The sequence below is a fragment of the Lysobacter alkalisoli genome (genome assembly GCF_006547045.1).
Taxonomy (GTDB): domain Bacteria; phylum Pseudomonadota; class Gammaproteobacteria; order Xanthomonadales; family Xanthomonadaceae; genus Marilutibacter; species Marilutibacter alkalisoli.
This window is the reverse complement of record NZ_CP041242.1, coordinates 1,599,704-1,619,152: the sequence shown is the minus strand read 5'-3', so window position 1 is coordinate 1,619,152 and position 19,449 is coordinate 1,599,704. Positions and strand designations below refer to the sequence as shown.

General features: G+C 67.1%; 8 protein-coding genes. 1 reads left to right on the top strand and 7 read right to left on the bottom strand.

What is annotated here, in order from left to right:
• Window positions 1-2 precede the first annotated feature (2 nt).
• The 6 genes from FKV23_RS07010 to FKV23_RS06985 all read right to left on the bottom strand — a co-directional run bounded on the left by FKV23_RS07010 (window position 3) and on the right by FKV23_RS06985 (window position 5,800).
• A complete protein-coding gene (locus FKV23_RS07010) occupies window positions 3-470 on the bottom strand; it encodes a hypothetical protein (RefSeq protein WP_407067654.1) in 468 nt (155 codons plus the stop codon).
• Window positions 440-643: a PspC domain-containing protein gene (locus FKV23_RS07005; RefSeq protein ID WP_141623210.1), complete on the bottom strand. Its 204-nt coding sequence runs from the start codon at window positions 641-643 to the stop codon at window positions 440-442. Before FKV23_RS07005 ends, FKV23_RS07010 begins: the two co-directional genes overlap by 31 nt.
• 90 nt (window positions 644-733) lie before the next feature.
• A complete protein-coding gene (locus tag FKV23_RS07000; protein WP_141625093.1) occupies window positions 734-1,798 on the bottom strand; it encodes a class III poly(R)-hydroxyalkanoic acid synthase subunit PhaC in 1,065 nt (354 codons plus the stop codon).
• A gap of 16 nt (window positions 1,799-1,814) precedes the next feature.
• Window positions 1,815-2,867, bottom strand: a complete 1,053-nt coding sequence (phaE, locus tag FKV23_RS06995; RefSeq protein WP_141623209.1) for a class III poly(R)-hydroxyalkanoic acid synthase subunit PhaE — start codon at window positions 2,865-2,867, stop codon at window positions 1,815-1,817.
• 51 nt (window positions 2,868-2,918) lie between these two features.
• Window positions 2,919-3,551 carry a CDP-alcohol phosphatidyltransferase family protein gene (locus tag FKV23_RS06990; RefSeq protein ID WP_141623208.1) on the bottom strand — a complete coding sequence of 211 codons (633 nt, stop codon included), beginning with the start codon at window positions 3,549-3,551 and terminating at the stop codon, window positions 2,919-2,921.
• 425 nt (window positions 3,552-3,976) lie between these two features.
• Complete coding sequence (locus FKV23_RS06985) at window positions 3,977-5,800, bottom strand: D-(-)-3-hydroxybutyrate oligomer hydrolase (protein WP_244244124.1); 1,824 nt, start codon at window positions 5,798-5,800, stop codon at window positions 3,977-3,979.
• A 115-nt stretch (window positions 5,801-5,915) separates the two neighbouring features.
• Between FKV23_RS06985 and FKV23_RS06980 the strand changes: the two genes are divergently transcribed.
• Window positions 5,916-6,611, top strand: a complete 696-nt coding sequence (locus FKV23_RS06980) for a response regulator transcription factor (RefSeq protein WP_141623207.1) — start codon at window positions 5,916-5,918, stop codon at window positions 6,609-6,611.
• Between the two features lie 67 nt (window positions 6,612-6,678).
• On the opposite strand, the gene FKV23_RS06975 is transcribed toward FKV23_RS06980, so the two are convergent.
• A complete protein-coding gene (locus FKV23_RS06975) occupies window positions 6,679-19,431 on the bottom strand; it encodes an autotransporter-associated beta strand repeat-containing protein (protein WP_244244123.1) in 12,753 nt (4,250 codons plus the stop codon).
• Between the last annotated feature and the right edge of the window lie 18 nt (window positions 19,432-19,449).

Sequence of the window (19,449 nt, the reverse complement as noted above, 5' to 3'; positions counted from 1 at the left end):
GGTCAGGCCCACGGCCACCAGCCGCGGCCGGTCAGGGCATAGCGGTCGGCGGCGCGCTCGAAGCGGTTGCGGACGCTGATGCCGCCGCAGAGCAGGTACAGCGGCAGGAACAACGGGCCGAGCGCCATGTACTGGTAGACGTGGGCGCGCTCGTGGTCGCCGAGCCGGATCGCGGGCTCTTCGCAATGGCCGGCCCGATGGGCGTAGGTCAGGCAGGAGATATCGAGATCGTCACCGGTGTGCAGAATCACGTTGCCGAAGGTGATCGCCCCGCCCGGCCCCCATGGCCAGGCGTGGAAGACCAGAGCGCGTTCATCCCGGCGCAGGCGGGCACGCGCACCGAAGGCGATGCCGACGGTGCCGGCCAACAATCCGACCAGGCTGTTGGGCAGGGTCCAGACCAGCCCAAGCGCAAACAACAACGTGCGCAGGTCGGGCCTCAGTCGGTTTCTTCCGGCATCAGCAGCCACAGGATCAGGTACACGATGATGCCCGGGAAGGCGGCGGATGCGATCGAGACGATCACGTAGAGGATGCGCAGCAGGGTCGCATTCCAGCCGAACCGGTGCGCGATACCGCCCACAACGCCCGCGATCATGCGGTCATGACGTGATCGCGTGAATGGTCGCGAGGTCTCGCTCATGACGGAAATGCTCCGGAACGGTAATGGGTCGAGTCTTGTCCAGCCGCCGTGATGGCTGCGTTGTGGCCTGCCCCCGCGTCCATCCCGCCGTCAGCGAACATGCAACCAATCGTGGATGCTCTGCGGCACCTCGCGCTGGGCACGGCTGGACACATAGATGCCGATGTGGCCGCCACGGAAGGAGTGCTCGGTGTAGTCGTCGGTACCGACCAGACCGCCGAGCGCCTGCGAGGCTGCGGGCGGAACCAGGTGGTCCTGCTGGGCGAAGATGTTGAATACCGGCATGGTGATGCGCGCCAGATCGACCAGCCGGTCGCCGATACGGATGTCGCCGCGCACGAAGCCGTTGCCCTGGTAGAACATCTTGATGAACTGGCGGAAGGCCTCGCCGGCGAGGTCGGGCGAATCGAAGATCCATTTCTCCATGCGCAGGAAGTCCTCGACCGCCTGTTTGTTGTCGAGGATGTCGACCAGTCCGACGTACTTCTGCACGAACAGCCGCCACGGCTTCAGGGTGAGGTAGCACCAGTTCATCAGATCGGCCGGAACGTTGCCGACAGTCTCGACGAACTGGTCGACATCGATGTTGCGGGTCCAGTGCGAGAGCATGTTGTCGTCGGTATGGAAATCCACCGGAGTCACCATGGTGACCAGATTGCGCACCTTGTCCGGATTCAACGCGGCATAGCACAACGAGAACGCGCCGCCCTGGCAGATGCCGAGCAGGTTGATCGCCTCCTGCCCGCTGGATTCGCGCAGATGATCGACCGCGTCACCGAGGAAGCGCTGGATGTAATCCTCCAGTTCCAGATAGCGGTCGGAACGATCCGGATAGCCCCAGTCGAGGATGTAGACGTCCTCGCCGCGTTCGAGCAGGCCGCGCACGATCGATTTGTCGGTCTGCAGGTCGGTCATGTACGGCCGATTGACCAGTGCATAGGCGATCAGCAGCGGCACTTGCGAGGTCGGTTCGCGCTCGCCACGGAAGCGGTACAACACCACCCGGCCGTCGCGCCAGACCTCCTCCTTCGAGGTCGCACCGTAGTTGACGTCCTCGACCTGGCGCAGGGTTTCCAGTCCGGCGCGCAGTTTGGTCTGCAGCGCCATCGCCTCCTTGGCCAGCGACTCGGCGGTGAACTTGAGTGGCGCGTTGATATCGATGCGACCCATGTCAGCGAGCCCCCTTCTTCGCGGCGGCCTTCTTCGTCGCAGCCTTCTTCGTCGCAACCTTCTTTGCCCGGGCTTTCTTCGCAGCCGGCTTTTCCGGGGCCGGCTTTTCTGAAGCCGGCTTTTCTGAAGCCTGTTCCGAGGCCACCTGCCCGATTCGCTCACGCAGGCGCCGCAACTCGCGCTCCAGCTCGACGATCTTGCGATGGGCGGAGTCGATCTCGGTGCGCGAAGGCATGCCGAACAGGCCGGCTGTCAGTTCCACCTCGTGTTGCAGGGCCGCGCGAAGGCGCATCTGCGCGTTGACCATCTCGCCGAAGTCCTCGCGGTAGCGCGGCGACATCGCCACTTCGGCGTAGGCGTCCTCGGCTGCATCGATCCAGAGGTCGAACAGCGCGCGTGCGGACGTCAGTTGGCGGCCGGGCTCGGCGTGTTCCTCCAGCCTGCGTTCGAAATGTGCGAAGGCACGCTGGCTGGCCTCGGACATCAGCGTCTGGCAGGCCTGGCTGCGCTGCTGGTAGTCGATGTGGAGCTGGGCGATGCGCTGCCAACGCTCCTGATGCTCGCGGGCGAAACCGAACGCAGGCATGCCGAGCCAGCTGCGCCCCTCGCCCTGCAGGGCGGAAATGAACGGCGCAGCCTGCTGCAACCATTGGTCGAAGCCTTGCAGCCCGTGCCCGCCCATGCCGGCGAACACATCGTCGAACGGATTGGCGTTGCCACCCCCAAGCATCTTCTTCCAGGCCTCGACGACCTCGGATACGGCCGGGTTCTGACCGGCAAATCCGGCGGCGAGTTGCTGGATGCGGCCGAACCAGTCGCGTGCCTGGCGGTCGAAACGACCGACCGCGGCGTTGACGTCGGACTGGCCGCCGCCTGCGGCGAGCCGGGACCACCAATTGATCGCTTCGTCCCAGCCGGGCATCTCCGGCGTAGCGGATGCGGACGGTGCCGCGAACGGCCCGGGCGCGGCGCCGGCACGCATCATCTCGCCCCACTGGTTCCAGTACTGCCGCGCGAGCGACTCGAAGTCACCGCCGAACGGGTTGTTTGCCATGATCCCTCCTTCTCCGGCCGATCATAGCAATGGCATGTTCAATCGACGTGCTCAAGGCTTGGGGATGCGCAGGGTCTTGCTGATCATCAGCGAGCCGGACACGGCGAACATCAGCACCAAGGGATGCAGTTGCCACGGGCCAAGCTGGATCGAACCGAACCAGATATCCGGACCGGTCGCCCCCTGCCAGGCTGCCACCGCAAGCACGATCACCAGCACCAGGCTGGTCGGGATCGGGGTCCCCTCGAAATGGCTGACCTTGTCGTCATCGCCGGCAAGCTGCTCGGCGGTGACGTTGTAGCGGGCCAGCCGGCTGACCCCGCAGCCGACGAAGTAGCTCAGCACCAGCCAGTCCCAGCCACCCTGCAGGCCGCAGGCCCAGGCCAGCGCGACGGGGGCGACACCGAAGGAAATCACGTCCGCCAGCGAGTCGAGTTCGCGGCCGAGGGTGGAGGACGATTTGCGCCAGCGCGCAATGCGACCGTCGAGTGCGTCGAAGATGAAGGCCAGCGGGATCAGCGCCATCCCCACCATCAGGTCGCGCAGCTCGTTGCTCTGCAGGTAGCGCATCGCAGCGAAAACCGCGCCGGTGCCGCAGACCGCATTGCCAAGAGTGAACCAGTCGGCGAGGTGGAACTCGCGCAGCATCGAGAAGTGGCGCGGTCTGGGACGCGGATCGGACATGGTCTGCCCTGCGGGTGGAAGGAGCGCCAGCGTGCCAAGGCGATGAGCGGGAGGCAACTGCATCGCCCCATTTTTCGCTTCTTCGCCCCCGGCGTTCCGGCATGACCGATGGTCCCAAGAGCCGAATCCCGAGGATGACCGCCTTCGCGTTCCAGCGTAACCGCGCGATCCGACGGGATCTGCCGGTCTTGACGGCGAAATCAAGGAGGAGGCCGCCGCCACGGGCGGCGGCCGGGGGACATTCGCCGTCAAGGCCGGCAGGTCGCGTCGGGACAGCCAGGTCGCGGCGAGAACCGGCGATCGAACACAAACGGCAGTGTCCACGCCTTCGCTGAAAGCGAACTCCCCCTCACTAGGGAGAAGAACCTTTTTTCCGCCGTGGATGACCGCGAGGAGTTATCACGGAATCGCCAGATGGCCGGCAGTCAACGGCTGCCCCCACGCGGCGTGGTTTCGATCACCGCATCGGCCGGCAGTGGCGCGCCATTGTCCAGATGGGCTTCGACCCGGTCCAGCGCCTCGTACACGTAAGGCAGCAGCGGCAGGTAGCGGGCGGCGTAGTCCGGCAGACCGAGGAAGGCATCGAAGTGCTGGGCATTGCGGACCTGCCAGAAACGCACGTCGCGGCCGGCCGCTTTCGCCATCGCCACATAGGGCTGGCTGCTGAAAGCCATCGGCACCAGGCCGTCGTCGGTGCCGTGGACCACGACCACCGGCAGGCCCGCACGCGGCGGCGCGGCGCGGACTTCGGCCACGCCTGCGCGGACGCGGTGAGCGGCGTCTCCTTCGCCGGTCCATAGCGCACGCAGGCATTGCAGGCCGCCGAAGGTCGGATCCGGCACGGCCGTCGGCATTTCGACGATGCCGACCCCGGCACCGGGCGGGATGCCGCTGCCGTCGGCCCACCAGGTTGCGCGTTCGGCATCGGAGGAAGCACGCGGTGAGAAAGGCTCGTTGAGCACGGCGAAACCGAAGCCGCAGGGATGCTGGCCGACGCCGTAACGGCCATACGCGGACGCGTAGGTGACCGCGATCGCACGCCACAGGTCGAAGCCGGACGACAACGCCCCGGCCTTCAACGCCTCGTCGCTCCAGCCGCTGGCATTGAGCCGGCGGTGGGCATCGACGACCCACGCAGCGGCATCGTCTCCCTCGACCAGGCCCGCCATGCGCAGTCGGCTACAACGCCCCAGTGACGCCGCCGAACCCGCTGCCGCCGGCAGTGGCGCCAGCGTCTGGTCGAGCAGCGCGCACGGCATCAGCAGTGCGGCCTCGGTGGTGTAGTCGTACAGGCTGCGGCCACCTTCGGCGTCGATGTTCGGCTCGCCCGCGACGACTGCATCGAGCCAGTCCCCCTCCAGCTCGGCGGCACGAAGGACCGCACCGCCACCATTGGAAATGCCGACTGCGATGATCCGGGTGTTGTCGAAAGTAAACGGCGCCTCACCCGGACGCGCTTTGTCCAGTGCGTGCAGGGCGAACTCGGCCGCCTGCCGTACATGGAGACCCCAGTCGGCCTCGGGGTTGTCCTGCGAGTGGGCATGCTTGACCGCAACGCCGCGCGCCGTCGCCTCACCGGCCGGGGCGTCGGGTGCGAACGCGAGTGCGGCCTCGCCTGCCGTGGCAACGGTGCCGTCGGCCGCAATGCCCTTCCCCGCATCGAGATCGAAATAATCGGTACCCGCGCCCTTGTCCGTGTAGGCGACCGCGCATCCCTTCGGCAGGCCCCAGGCGCCCGCCACCGCGATCGCGCCATAGATGCCGCGCGAGCCCGATGAAGCCGTCACCACCACGCAACGCTTGCCGGTATCGAAATCATCGGGGACCTGCACCAGCAGCCGGTGCGGCTGGCGCGCTCCATCGATCCGCGCGAAGGCGCTGAACTCGCGTCCGGGCACATCGGCCGTGCTGCCATACAGGTCGCCGTAACCGCCGCCAGGGACGAGATCGGCGATGCCACGCCAGTTGCTCCAGATCGCACGGCGACGCAGTTCAGAGAGTGTAGGACGAGCGGCATCGGCGAAGGCCGGCGGTGCCATCACGCGCAGGCCGTCGAGGCCGAGGCCGGCGGTCAGCAGGTCGTCGTCGTCGTGATGGAAGGTCTCAAGTTCGGCGCTGAATGCAGTGGTGATGGCCGCCATCGACATCTCCTGGTCGGAAGATCGCGTGCTGGTGGTGCACGCGACCAGCGTCAATGCCGCGGCCAGGCCCGAAGCCCGGGCGACAAGGGCGAGTGTTGGCGTATTCATGCCCCACAGCCTAGCAAGACCCGCCGTCCGGCCCATCGTACGTTGGTACGACCGTCCGCACCGCACGATTTCCGTGCCTGCCTGATAGGCTGGCACCGCTACCGAGCCTGCCCCGATGTCGAATCTGCTCATCGCCGACGACCACCCACTGTTCCGCGCCGCTTTGCGCCAGGCCGCGGCCGACGCCGTGCCCGACGCCACGGTCCGCGAGGCCGATACGCTGGAGGCGGTGCTGGCAGCGCTCGACGACGCACCCGACACCGACCTGGTCCTGCTCGACCTGCACATGCCCGGCAACCATGGCCTGGCCGGACTGGCGGCGATCCGCGCCCAGCACCCGGGCGTGGCGGTGGTGGTGGTCTCGGCCAACGACGACCCGCGGGTGGTCCGCCGCGCGCTCGACCACGGCGCCGCCGGCTACCTGCCCAAGAGCGCCGGCCTGGACGAACTGCGCGACGCAATCCGCGCAGTGCTCGCCTGCGAACAATGGCTGCCGCCCGCGTTGCGCGCCGCCGTCGCCCGCACCGAAAGCGCGCGCGCCGACGCCGACCTCGCCGCCCGCCTCGCCAGCCTGTCGCCGCAACAGTTCCGGGTGTTGACCCTGGTCGCGCAGGGCCTGCTCAACAAGCAGATCGCCGACCGCCTGGACGTGCAGGAACGCACGGTCAAGGCTCATCTGTCGGCGATCTTCGAGCGGCTGGGCGTGCGCAACCGTACCCAGGCCGGGGTGGTGCTGCGTGAACTGGAACTCAGCGACCCGAGCCGGCACCTGCCGGACAAGGCGGACGCCCGAAAAAACCCCTCCCCCTGATTGGGCCGCCCGAGAGTCCCGGAGACCCGTTGGTTCGAGTCCAGTGAAGGTGAGGGGTCGTCGCGACTCACCACCTCGCCCGTATGCCGATATAGGCCCCGCGCTGCTCGTAGTCGGTCCCGTCCAGTTCCCGGCCAATCGACAGCACGCCGAAGGCGCTCAGGCGCTGGTTGATCGTCGCTTCCAGCCCCAGGTCCAGCGTCGCCGACGTGCCCAGGTCGTGGTTCGGGAAGGCCAGCCCATTGTCCAGCGCCCCCGGCGTCGCCAGGGTCACGCTGTTCTCGTTCTCGCCCATCACCCGCTGCACGCCCAGCGTCGCCCACGGCCGGATCACTGCGCCGTTGCCACGTTCGATCGTCTTCTCCACCCGCAGCGCCGCCCGCGCCGTGCTGACCAGGTCGTCATCGAACATCACCTGCTTGCCCGACGCATCCACCTTGCCGCCCCAGCTCACCGCGCTGACCTCCACCTGCACCTGCGGCTCCAGCAACCAGCCGTCATTCAACTGATAGCGGTGGCCCGCGCGCGTGCTCAGGGTCAGGGTGTTGCCGGTGATGCGCTCGCTGAACCCGTCAGGGGTGCGGATGTCCGCGTGCGGCAGTTGCCCGGTCAGGACGAAGTTGACATACCCGCCCCTGTCCCAGGTGTGGCTCAGGTACATGCCGCCGACCGCGGTGTCGATGTCGACATTGGCGATCCCCGACCCGGGCAGGTCGGTGGAGTTGACCCCCGTGGTCCAGTAGTTGCCGTGGCGGTAGCCCAGGAACAGGCCGCCGCGCAGGGTCCGGCCCTCGCGATCGAAAGCGCTGTCGACGCCCACGTACAGGCCGACGTTTTCACCTGAAACCTCGAAGCCCGGGTTCGCGCCCAGGTCCAGGTCGCTGTAGGTCACCGCCGTCCAGACCCCGCGGCAATCGTCGATCACCCCGGTCCCGGCCCGCTCCACCGGCCATTCGGGCCGGATGCCGCACTCCGGCAGCTCGCCGCCGCGCACACCGGCCAGGCGCTGGTGGATCAGGCGGTCGCTGTCCTGTGCGGCCAGCAGCGCCAGGCTCGGCAGCACGCCGTAGGCCGGCACTTCCGGCAACACGCCCGCTTCGGCGCTCAGGTACCAGTTGCGGTCCTCTTCCTGGCCGAAGCTCCACGGCAGGATGCTGCCGTCCAGGCGCACGAAGCTGCCGCCCTCGGCCGGGGCGAACCCGCCGGCCGTGCCCAGGTCGTCGTTCGGACTGGCGATCACCAGGATCGACGCCAGGCCGCCACCGGTGAATTCGCTGCCGTCGCTCTCGAACCGCACGAACGTGGTGCCGCGCACGTCGCCGTCGATGTCCAGCCCACCGGCACTCAGGGTGCCGGGCGAAACGGTCAGTTGCAGTGCACCGTCGAGGCCGGTGTAGCTGCCGCCGATCGCCAGGCGGTTGCCACCGACCTGGATCAGGCCGGCGTTCTCGACGTTGCCGGCCAGTGCGGCGCCGGCGTTGGCGATCCACTGCGAGGTGGGGTCGATGAACAGCGTGCCGCCGGCCAGATCGAAGGCGCGGCCCTGGGTCAGGGTCGTGTTGTCCAGCAGTTCCACCCGCTGCCACTGGCTGACCACGGCCAGGTTTCCATCACTCAGGTCCTGCGTGCTGAAGCGCAGCAGGTTGTCGCCGGCACCGCCGTCGATCGCGGTCAGGCCGCTGATGTCACCGCCGATGAAGTGCGCGGTGTCGTTGCCGCCGCCGAACGCCAGTGCACCGTTCACGGTGCCGCGCGAAGTGAAGGTGTCGTCGCCGTCGGTGCCGGTGTAGCTGCCGGCGATGTCCAGCGTCGCGCCGGCCGCGACCGTCGTGTGCTGCGCCGCCACGCGGCCGGCTTCGGCCACATGCAAGGTGCCGCCTTCGACGTTGACCGCGATGAAGTCGGACGATGCCGGACCGTTGACGTTGAGCACGCCGGCGTTGGTCTTGGTCAGCACCTCGAACTCCTGCACCGCGCCCAGGTCGGCCCGGGTCGCGATGTCGGCGTTGAGCGTGTCGGTGCCGGCGCCGCCAGCCACGGTCCCGATGACGACCGTGTCGTCGTGGATGATGAAGGTGTCATCGCCATCGCCCAGGGTCAGCACGCCGTCACCGGTATCCAGGGTCCCGGCCACATCCAGCACATCCGCGCCGTCGCCCAGGTCGCCGCTGGCGACCAGCCGGCCGCCCGCGCCCACCGTGACCGTGTTGGTCCCGGCACTGCCGGTCAGCGTCGCCGCCGCACCGCCACCGCCGTCCAGCGTCCCGGTCACGTTCAGCACCGTGTCGTCGCTCATCGCCACGATCGGTGTGCCCAGTTGCCCGGCCACCGTCAGCGTGCCGCCCTCGATCGCGGTGTCGCCGGTGAACTGGCCGCTGCCCACCAGGATCGCCTCGCCGCTGTTCTCCTTCACCAGGTGCTCGAAGTTGACGATCATGTCGAGGTCGTACTCGTGGCTGATCGTGTTGTTGATGATCACCCAGTCGCTGCCCTCTTCGGGCACGTTGCCGTCGATCACCGTTTCCAGCACCGCGCCGTCGAGCAGCACCAGGGTGTCGTCGCCCGCGCACAGGTCCACGGTGCCGCTGCCGCGGATGGTGCCGGCCACGGTCAGGGTGTCGTTGCCGTCGCCGCAGCCGTACGCGCCATCGACGTTGAGCACCGCGCCGCTGGCGACGAAGGTGTCCAGGGTGCCGCCGGTGGGGGCGATCACGCTGCCGTCAGGGCCTATGTACAGGGTGCCTTCATTGACGTTCACGGTGTTGAAGTCCGACACCCCCGGACCGTTGACGTTGAGCACGCCCACGCCGGTCTTGTCCAGCACCTGGAAGTTGGTCACCGCCCCCAGGTCGGCGCTGGTATGGATGTTGGTGTTGAAGGTGTTGGTGCCTGTGCCACCGTCCACGGTCCCGATGAGGGTCGTGCCATCGTGGATGATGAAGGTGTCATCGCCACCACCCAGCGACAGCACCCCGCCCTGCGTGTCCAGCACACCGACGACATCCAGCACATCGTTGCCCTCACCCAGGTCGCCATGGGCCAGCGCACTGCCGTTGATCACCAGGGTCTTGTCCCCGGCACCGCCGACAATCTCTGCCGCGCTGCCGGCGGGGCCTTGCAGCTGGCCGTCCACGGTCAGGGTGGTGCCGCCGGCCATCCCGATCACCGGCGTGGTCAGGCGGTCGGCCACCACCAGCGCGCCGCCGTTGAGCTCGGTGCTGTCGCTGTAGTCGTGCACGCCGAACAGGGTGGCAGTGCCGCCGTTGTTCTTCTGCAGGGTCTCGAAGCCGGTGATGCTGCCGGCCCCGAAGGCCAAGTCGCCGCTGTTGTTGAGCACCACCGTGTCGTTGCCGGCGCCGCCGGCCAAAGCACCGCTGTAGCCGGCGAAGTCGGCGCCGTCGTTGAGGGTCAGGGTGTCGTCGCCGTCGCCCAGGCCGATCGGGCCGCTGCCGGTCACCGCACCGGCCACGGTCATCGTGTCGTCGCCGTCGGAGCCGGCGTAGTTGCCGTCGACATTGAACACGGTACCGGCCGCGATGTTGGTGGTGACCACGCCGCTGATGTCGCCCTGCGGCCCGATGTCCAGGGTGCCGCCGTCCAGGTTGACCGTGGTGAAGTCGGACTGGGCCGGGCCGGCCACGATCAGGGTGCCGGTGTTGGTCTTGTTCAAGGTCTCGAAGTTGATCGCACCGCCCAGGGTCGCCGTGCCGGCGATGTCGGTGACCAGGGTGTCGTCGCCATCGCCGCCGTCCACCGGCCCGGCCAGGCCGGACAGGTCGGCACCGTCCTGGATGACCAGGGTGTCGTTGCCGTCGAGCATGTTGATGTCGCTCAGGCCGCTGACCGTACCGGCCACGGTGAAGACATCGTCATCCTCGGTGAACAGGAAGTTGCCGTCGATATTGAGAGTCGCGCCGCTGGCCACGGTCGCGTCCCGCACGCCCGCGATCTCGCCGTCGACACCAATGTCGAGCAGGCCGCCGAGCACATTGACGGTGGAGAACTCGGACTCGGCCGGACCGTCCACGTGCAAGGTGCCGGTGTTGGTCTTGGTCAGGGTCTCGAAGTTGATCGCACCGCCCAGGGTCGCCTCGCCGGCCAGGTCGGCCACGAAGGTGTCGTTGCCCGCGCCACCGTCCACCGGGGTGGCCAGGCCGGACAGGTCCGCGCCGTCCTGGATGGTGAAGGTGTCGTCGCCGTCGCCCAGGTCGATCGTGCCGTTGCCGGTCACGGTGCCGGCCACGGTGAACGTGTCGTCGCCGCCGGTACCCGTGTAAGTGCCGTCCACGTTGAGGGTCGCGCCACTGAAGATCGTGGTGTCCTGCGCCTGGATGCCGCCGGCGGCGGCCACGTTCAGGGTGCCCTCCTGCACATTCACGGTCTCGAACTCCGATACCGCGGGGCCATTGACATTGAGTACGCCCACGCCGGTCTTGCTCAGCACCTCGAAGTTCACCAGCGCGCCCAGATCGGCGCTGGTGTTGATGTTCGGGTTGAAGGTGTCGGTGCCGGCACCGCCGTCCACGATGCCGATGATGTTGGTGCCGTCGTGGATGGTCAGGGTGTCGTCGCCCGCGCCGAGCGAGAAGACACCGCCGCCGGTGTCCAGCACGCCGGCAACATCCAGCACGTCCTCGCCGTCGCCCAGGTCGCCGCTGGCGATCAGCACCGCGCCCTGGGCGATGTTCACCGTGTTGCTGCCGGCGGAGCCCTGGATGTCCATCGGCACCGGCGCCATGGCACTGCCGGCCGCAAAGCCCTCGACGTTGAAGACGGTGTCATCGCCCATCGCCACGGTCGGCGTGAACAGCGCGCCGTCCACGGTCAGCGTACCCGCGTTCAACTCGGTGCCGCCGCTGAACTCGTGGACACCGGTCAGGGTCGCCTCGCCGGTGTTGTCCTTCTGTAGCACCTCGAAGTTGGCGACCTGGCCCGCGTCCAGGGTGAAGTCGTTGGCGTTGTTGAGCACCACGCGATCGTCGCCAGCGTCACCGTCGATCGGGTTGGCCAGCCCGCTGAGGTCGGCGCCGTCGTTGAGCACCAGCACGTCATCGCCGCCGCACAGGTTGATCGTGCCGCTGCCAGAGACTGTGCCTGATACGTCCATCGTGTCGGCCTGGTCGCCACAGCCGAACTCGCCGTCCACGTTCAAGGTCGCGCCCGCGGCCACCCGCGTGTCCAGCGACTCGCCCGGCGTGGCCACGATGCTCGCGCCGGCGTGCACGTCCAGCGTGCCCTCCAGCACCTCCACCTGCTGCAGGTCGGTCGCGCCCGGACCGGTGATGTTCAGTACACCGGTGCCGGTCTTGGTCACCCCCTCGAAGTTCACCAGCGCGCCCAGATCGGCGCTGGTGTTGATGTTGTAGGTGCGGGTGTCGAAGCCGTCACCGCCGTCCACGGTGCCGATCACCACCGTGCCGTCGTGCACGATGAAGTTGTCGTCGCCATCGCCCAGGAAGAAGGTGCCGCCGCCCAGGTCCAGGGTGCCGGACACGTCCAGGGTGTCGGTGCCGGCGCCGAGGACGAAGTCGCCGCCCAGGGTGTCCATCAGCCCCTCAACAACCACGGCGTTGTCGCCATCGCCCAGGTCGCCGCTGGCCCACAGGGTGCCGCTCGGGCCCACGTTGAGGGTGTTGGCTCCGGCGCTGCCGGTGATGATCGTCGGGTCCACGGGACCGGCGCCGAGGGTGCCGTCCACATTCAACGTGGTGTCGTCGGCCATGGCCACGGTCGGAGTTTCCAGATTCCCGGCCACGCTCAGCGTGCCCTCGTTGATCGTGGTCCCGCCGACGAAACTCTGGCTGCCGGTCATCGTGGCTTCGCCCGCGTTGTCCTTCTGCAGGAACTCGAACCCGCTGGTGTTGCCGCCATCGAATGTCAGATCCTGGGCGTTGTTGAGCACCAGGGTGTCATCGCTGCCGGCACCGCCGTCGATGGCGTTGGCCAGCACGGCCCCGTCGTTCAGGGTCAGGGTATCGGCGCCGTCGCCCAGGTCGATCGTGCCAGTGCCGGACACGGTGCCGGACACCTCGAAGGTGTCGTCAAAGTCGCTGGCGGTGTAGCTGCCGTCCACGTTCAGGGTCGCACCGCTGGCCACCACGGTGTCCAGGGTCTCGCCCGGCGGCGCCACCACGCTGCCGCCGGCGGTGACGTCCACAGTGCCTTCGAGCACCTCGACGGTATGGAAATCCGAGTCCAGCAGGCCGTTGATGTTGAGCACGCCGGTGCCGGTCTTGCTCAGGACCTGGAAGCTCTGCACCGCCCCCAGGTCGGCGACGGTGTTGATATTGGTGTTGAAGGTGTTGGTGCCGCCGCCGCCGTCCACGGTGCCGATGATGTTGGTGCCATCGTGGATGGTCAGGGTGTCGTCGCCGTCGCCCAGCTCGAAGACCAGGCCACCGGTATCCAGGGTACCGGCCACATCCAGTATGTCGTTGCCGTCGCCGAGGTTGCCGTTGGCGATCAGGGTGCCACCGGCGCCCACGGTGACGGTGTTGTCGCCGGCGCTGCCATTGATCAGCGCGGGGCCGCCAAAGCCCGCTTCCAGTGTGCCGTCCACATTCAGCACGGTATCGTCCGCCATGTCGACGGTGGGGGTCTCCAGGTCGCCGGCGATGGTGAGGGTGCCCTCGTTGAGGTCGGTACCGCCGCTGAAACTCTGGCTGCCGGTCATGGTGGCTTCGCCCGCATTGTCCTTCTGCAGGAACTCGAAGCCGGCGGTCTGGCCGCCGTCGAAGGCCAGCGCGTTGGCGTTGTCCAGGATCAGGGTGTCGTTGCTGCCGCCGCCGGCGTCCACGCCGGTGCCCTCGATCACGGCGCCGTCCTGGAGGGTCAGGGTGTCGTCGCCGTCGCCCAGGTTCAGGGTGCCGGCGCCGGTGTCCAGGAGGCCGGCCAGGGTCACGCTATCGTTGCCGTCGCCCAGGTCTCCAGCGGCGAGCAGGGCGCCGCCGTTGCCCACGTTGATGACCTGGTCGCCCGCGCTGCCAGTGATGGTGGTCTGGGTCTCGCCGGCACCCTGCACCAGGCCGTCCACGTTCAGGGTGGTGTCGTTGTCCATGGACAGGGTGGGCGTGATCAGGGCGCCGTCCACGGTCAGGGTGCCGTCCTCGATCTGGGTGCCCGTATCGAAGTCGTGGTCGCCGGTGAGGGTCAGTTCACCGGTGTTCTGCTTGGTCAGGATGTTGAAGGTGTCGATCTCGCCGCCGTCCAGGACGAAGCCGAGGACGGTGTTGACCACCAATGTGTCGGTGCCGCTGCCGCCGGAAGCGTTCACACCGGCCCCCAGCATCTGCGCGCCGTCGTTGAGGATCAGGGTGTCGTCGCCATCGCCCAAGGCCAGGGTGCCTGTGCCCGTGTCCAGGGTGCCGGTCAGATCGATGGTGTCGTTACCGTCGCCCAGGTCGCCATTGGCCAGCAGGGTGCCGCCCGCGCCGACGGTAATCGTCTGGTCCCCGGCATCGCCGGTGATCACAGTCTGGGTGGGGCCATCCGCCTGCACCGTGCCGTTCACGCTTAGCTCGGAGGTGCCGGTCATGTCGACGGTGGGGGTTTCCAGACCGCCGTCCACCTGCAGGGTGCCATTCTCAATAGTGGTGGCGCCTATCGCATTGTCCAGAGAGGTCAATATGCTGGTGCCGGAACCGATCTGCGCCAAGGTGCCCGGACCGCTCAAAGTGCCGTCGAAGGTGAAGGTGTCGCTGCGGTTCAGGGACAGGGTGGAGGTGGGGTTGGCCACGATCACGTCGCCGGCGCCGGCGTTGCCAGTGGTGCCGCCGTTGCCGATGATCAGGTTGCCGTCGTTGATCACCGTGTTGCCGGTGAAGGTGTTGTTGCCGGTGAGAATCCAGGTGCCGGAATCGTTCTTGGCCAAGGTGGTGGCGCCGGTGCCGTTGTCGCCGATGGCGCCGCCGAAGGTGTTGTCGCCGGTGTTGGTGCCGCCCAGCGCCATGGTGCGCGCTGTGTCGGTGCCGCTCAGGCCCACCGCGCCGGTGTTGGTGAACTGCAGGGCGCCGGTGCCGGAGGACTCGATAAAGGACACGCCGGGGGCGAGGGTGAACTGGCGGTCGCTGGAGTCACCGGCGCCGGTGTAGCGCAGGGTGGACTCATTGCCGATCACCAGGTTGGCGGGGTCGGAGCTGGCGGCGCCGATGCTGCTGGCCATGCCGCCGTCCGCGAACTCGTTGACCTCAAGGATGCCGCCATCGATGGTGGTGACGCCGGTGTAGCTGCTGGTGGCGCTGGTCAGGCGCCAGAGGCCGTTGCCGGTCTTGGTCAACGAAGTGGCGCCGGTGCCGTTGTCGTTCAGCTGCGCGGAAAAGATATTGGTGCCGGTATTGTTGCCGGTAAGGGTCAGGGTGCGCGCGGTGTCGGTGCCGGCCAGGGTCACCGGGCCCGCAAAACTGAAATCGATGGCGCCGCTGCCGTTGGAGCCGATGGTGCCGCCACTGGTGCCGAGGGTGAACTCGCGATTGGTGCTGCCGCCGCTGCCGACGTAGTTCAGGGTGCCGTTGATCACCAGGTTGGCGGGGTCGCTGGTGGAGGCGCCGATGGAGCTGTTGAGGCCGCCGTCCTCCAGGCAGGTGACTTGCAGGGTGCCGGCATTGATGGTGGTGGTGCCGGTGTAGTCGCTGTTGCAGCCGCTGAGCGCCTGAAGCGTGTTGCCGTTCTTGACCAGGTTGCCGGTGCCGGTGATGGCCCCGGCGTAGGTGCGGTTGTCGACGGTGTTCAGGGTCAGCGTGGCGCTGCCCAGGTCGATGTTGCCGCCATTGGCGCCGCCGCCGATCAGCGAGGTCACCACCGTATCGAAGCTGTCCAGGTCCAGCAGCACGCCGGCGGTGTTGTTCAGGATCATATGGCCTTGGGGACCAAAGGCGTTGGTTGCCGCTGCGCGCAGCACGCCGCCGGCCACGGTGGTGTTGCCGGTATAGGTATTGGTGCCGGACAGCACCAGGGTACCGGCGCCGCTCTTGCTCAGCGAGCCACCGCCGATGGCATCCCCCTCGAACTCCAGGGTGGTGGCGGCTTCGGTCACCTGGATGCCACCGGCTCCCAGCAACTGGAAGCCGCGATCGATGGCGATGCTGCCGCCGGTGTAGATCAGCGTGCCGCCGTTGAACTGCAGGTTGGTGGAGCCGGCGCTGGAGGCGCCGATGCCGCTGGCCAGGCCGCCGTCGAGCAGGCAGTCGGTGCGGAGGTTGGCCTGCAGATTGGTGACACCGGTGTAGGTGTGGTTGCAGCCGTTAAAGGTCTGGGTGCCGCCGTTGGTGCGCCAGATTCCGCCGGTGCCGCTGATTACGCCCGAATAGTCGCCGTTGCCACCGACGATGCGCAGGGTGGCGGAGCCGAGGGTGACGTTGCCGCCATTGGCGCCGCCGCCGTTCAGGGGGCCGATCATGTTGTCGAAGCCGTCCAGGTCCAGGGTGACGCCGGCCACGTCGGCCAGGGTGGTCGGTTGGCCGGTGAAGCCGCCGAAGGCCTGGGTGGAGCCGGCGCGCAGCACGCCACCGTTGACGGTGTTGCCACCGGTGTAGGTGTTGGTGCCGGACAATATCAGGGTGCCGTCGCCCTCCTTGGTCAGGGAATTGTTGGTGCCAACGATGTTGCCGCTGACGGTCAATTCGGTAGCCGCATTGGTGACGTCGATGGTGCCGTCGTTGGGGCCCAGGGTCGTACCGCGATCGGTGCTGGCGGTGCCACCCGTGTAGCGCAGGCCGCCGCCGTCCAATACCAGGTTGGCGGGGTCGCTGCTGGATTGGCCGATGGGGCTCACCACGCCGCCATTGGGCAGGGTATCTACCGAGATGAATCCACCGGTGACGGTAGTGATGCCCACATAGTCGTTGTTGGGGTTGGCCAGGGTCAGGGTGCCGGGCCCGCTTTTGGTGAAGCTGGCGTCGTCGGGGCTGGTGACCAGGCCGCTGAAGGTGAGGTTGGCGTTGGGATCGGTGACTTCCAGCTCGACGCCGAGGATGGCGCCGGAGGTGCTGAAGGTGAAGCCGCGGTCGCTACTGTCGCCGGTGCCGGTGTACTGGAGCTTGCTGCCCTGCAGTACCAGGTTGGCCGGGTCGGTGGAGGCGGCGCCGATACTGCTGGCAACGCCGGCGTTGGCGACACTGGTGATCGCCAGGGTGCCCTCGGCGATCACCGTGGGCCCGGTATAGGTGCTGGCAGTGCTGCCCAGTGTCACTAAACCTTCGCCGGATTTGAAAAAGCCCAAGTTGTTGCCGTTGTCCACTATCTGCGAATCGATGGTGAAGTTGCCGGTGCTGTTCTGCTGGATGGAGAGCGAATCGCCTGTGCCGCTGCCGCCGGTCATCATGCCGCCTTGAATCAGCTGGTCGTTATTCAACACCGAGGGCGAGACGATGATGGGGGCATCCACGCCCAGGGTCTCCCCGGGGTTCACGGTCACGGTGGTGGCCACCGGCTGGGTGTACTGCAGGCCGCCCAATTGCACGCTGCCGGTCACCGTGCCGAAAAAGCCGTCCGTATCGCCGTCGTTGTCGGAAATGACCTGGCCGCTCATCCACAGGGAGGCGTCGTCCTGGTCGGTGTAGTCGGATTCCTCGAAGGCCAGCACCAAGCCGCCCTCCACCTTGGCGTATTCGGTGCCGTTGACAATGGCCCAGGCCAGGAACATGTCCCCGTTGCTGGTGGTGATGCTGCCGCTGTCCGGCAGCTCGAAGTTCAACAGGCCGCCGGTGCGGGTAATGGCACCCAGGTTGAGGGTGGTGCTGCCGCCGGTGCCGGAACTGATGTCGATGGCGTTGATGCCGGCGGTGACGTTGAGGCCGTCGAAGGTCTGGGTGTTGCTCTCGCCATCGGCGCCGATCACGTTGAGGGTGCCGCCGCTCATGTTCAGGGTGGAGCCGCTGCCGATGATATTGCTGGTGGGCCCGCCGGCACCGCTGAAGTCCAGGTTCAGGGCGCCGCCGCCGATGGTGGTGTCGCCGGTGTAGCTGCTGGCGCCGGTCAAGGTCTGCTCGCTGCCGCCCAGCTTGGTCAGGCCACCAGTGCCAATGATGCTGCCGGCGTAGCTTGCACTGGTGCCTTCATCGGCCTCCAGGGTCAGGGTGGCGCTGCCCAGATCCAGGGTGCCGCCGCTGCCGTTCAGGGTGGGGAAGTTGAAGGAGATATCGTTGAAATCCAGCACGCCGCCGTTGATCTCGATATTGTCCGAGGCGCCGAAGGCATCGGTGGTGCCGGCGCGCAGCACGCCGCCGTCGACGATGGTGTTGCCGGTATAGGTGTTGGCGCCGTTCAGCACCCAGGTGGCGTCGCCGACGCTCCTCAGGTTGCCGGCGCCGGCGATGACGCCGGAGTAGACGTTGTCGGCGCCGGTAAAGCTGCCGCCGAGGCTGGCGGTGTTGCCGATCGCCATGGTCCCGCTCAGGGTGAGGGCGCCCGTGCCGTCATTGCTCAGGGTGCCGTTGCTGAGCGACCAGTTGCGGTTGCTGCTGTCCCCGCTGCCGGTGTAGCTCAGGGTGCCACTATTTATGGCGATGTTGGCCGACACTCCCCCCGTCCCCAGCGAGCTGGCCATACCGTAATTGGCAAGAGTGCCGACCAGCACCTGCCCTTCGCCAGCAATCGTGATGTTGCCGCTATAAGTATTGTTGTCACCCAGCGTCACGGTCTGCCCGGCGGCGGCATTGAAAAAGAGATGAGAACCGCTGATCACACCCAGCAATTCCAGGTCCGCCGTCGTCGCGTTGAAATGGGCTGGCTGGTTTTGCGACCCCGAAGCCACCGCAATATTTCCAGTTAGCGTCAGGGTGCCGGTGCCGCTATTGACGAGAAACGGCGCACTGCTAAAGCTCTGGAAAGTCCAATTGCGGTTGGAGGTATCGCCGTCGCCTACGTAGCTGACGACCCGGGTCCCGGGGTTCCCGGCCGTCACGGCGATGGTGCCATCGGCAACCGTGGTGGGCGCCCCCAGTGAACTGGTCTCGCCCAGGTTGCCTATTGAGGTAAAGGAGGCACTACTGACAAAACTTGTCTTGCCGGTGTAGTCATTGCCCTCATTATCCAGAAGCATGTTCGAAGCGACAGAAATGCCGCCCGTGCCGGTGAAAAAGTTGCTGCCGAGCCCGGCTCCGCTAACGGTGACCTGCCCCACGCCGGTCAGATTGACGATGCGGTTGTCCAGGTTGCCGCCGGTGTCTCCGGCGTTCAACGTGGTGCTGGCGGCCATATTGAGCATATTGCCGACGTCGCCCAGGGCGGTGTCGCCGCTGACAAACAGCGCGCCGCTGTTGACGTTGATATCGCCGACGAAGGTGTTGGCGGCATTCAACGTAAGCCGGCCGCCGTTGATTTCGATCCCGCCATTGAAGGTGTTGCTGGCATTCAGGGTCAGGATGCCGCCACCGGCCTTGATCAGCCCGCTGGTGCTGTTGACCACCGAATTGATGGTGACAGTCCCGGCATTGGTGATCGTGGGGTCCGTGCCGTCGAGTGTCAGCGTACTGCCGTTGAGCACCCAGCCATTGCCGCTCACAAAATTGAGGTTATGGACGGTGATCGGCTCGCCCAGCGTGATGGTGCCGACGGTGCCGCCGAAGAAGGCGTCGTCCAGGGCGCCGTTGTTCCAGGCGCTGTAGGGGCCGCTCACACCGTCATTGTTGGGGCTCCAGAAAGGATCGGTGGTGCTCCAGATACCTGTGCCGCCGAAACCGATGGCGGTGTTGTTGGAATCCCACCACCGGTCCGCGGCGATCGCAGGCACATACACCACGCCCCACAGAACCACCAGAATCCCCATGCGCAGCGGCCAGGCTGTCGCTGGCGGCGACCCCTCGACCGCATCACGATCAAGCACGACATCGGTGGCACGCCT

Bases quoted from the DNA above. Each gene is read 5' to 3' on its own strand.
- FKV23_RS07005 (WP_141623210.1), bottom strand. From the start codon at position 643: ATGAGCGAGACCTCGCGACCATTCACGCGATCACGTCATGACCGCATG.
- phaE (WP_141623209.1), bottom strand. From the start codon at position 2,867: ATGGCAAACAACCCGTTCGGCGGTGACTTCGAGTCGCTCGCGCGGCAG.
- FKV23_RS06990 (WP_141623208.1), bottom strand. From the start codon at position 3,551: ATGTCCGATCCGCGTCCCAGACCGCGCCACTTCTCGATGCTGCGCGAG.
- FKV23_RS06985 (WP_244244124.1), bottom strand. From the start codon at position 5,800: ATGAATACGCCAACACTCGCCCTTGTCGCCCGGGCTTCGGGCCTGGCC.
- FKV23_RS06980 (WP_141623207.1), top strand. From the start codon at position 5,916: ATGTCGAATCTGCTCATCGCCGACGACCACCCACTGTTCCGCGCCGCT.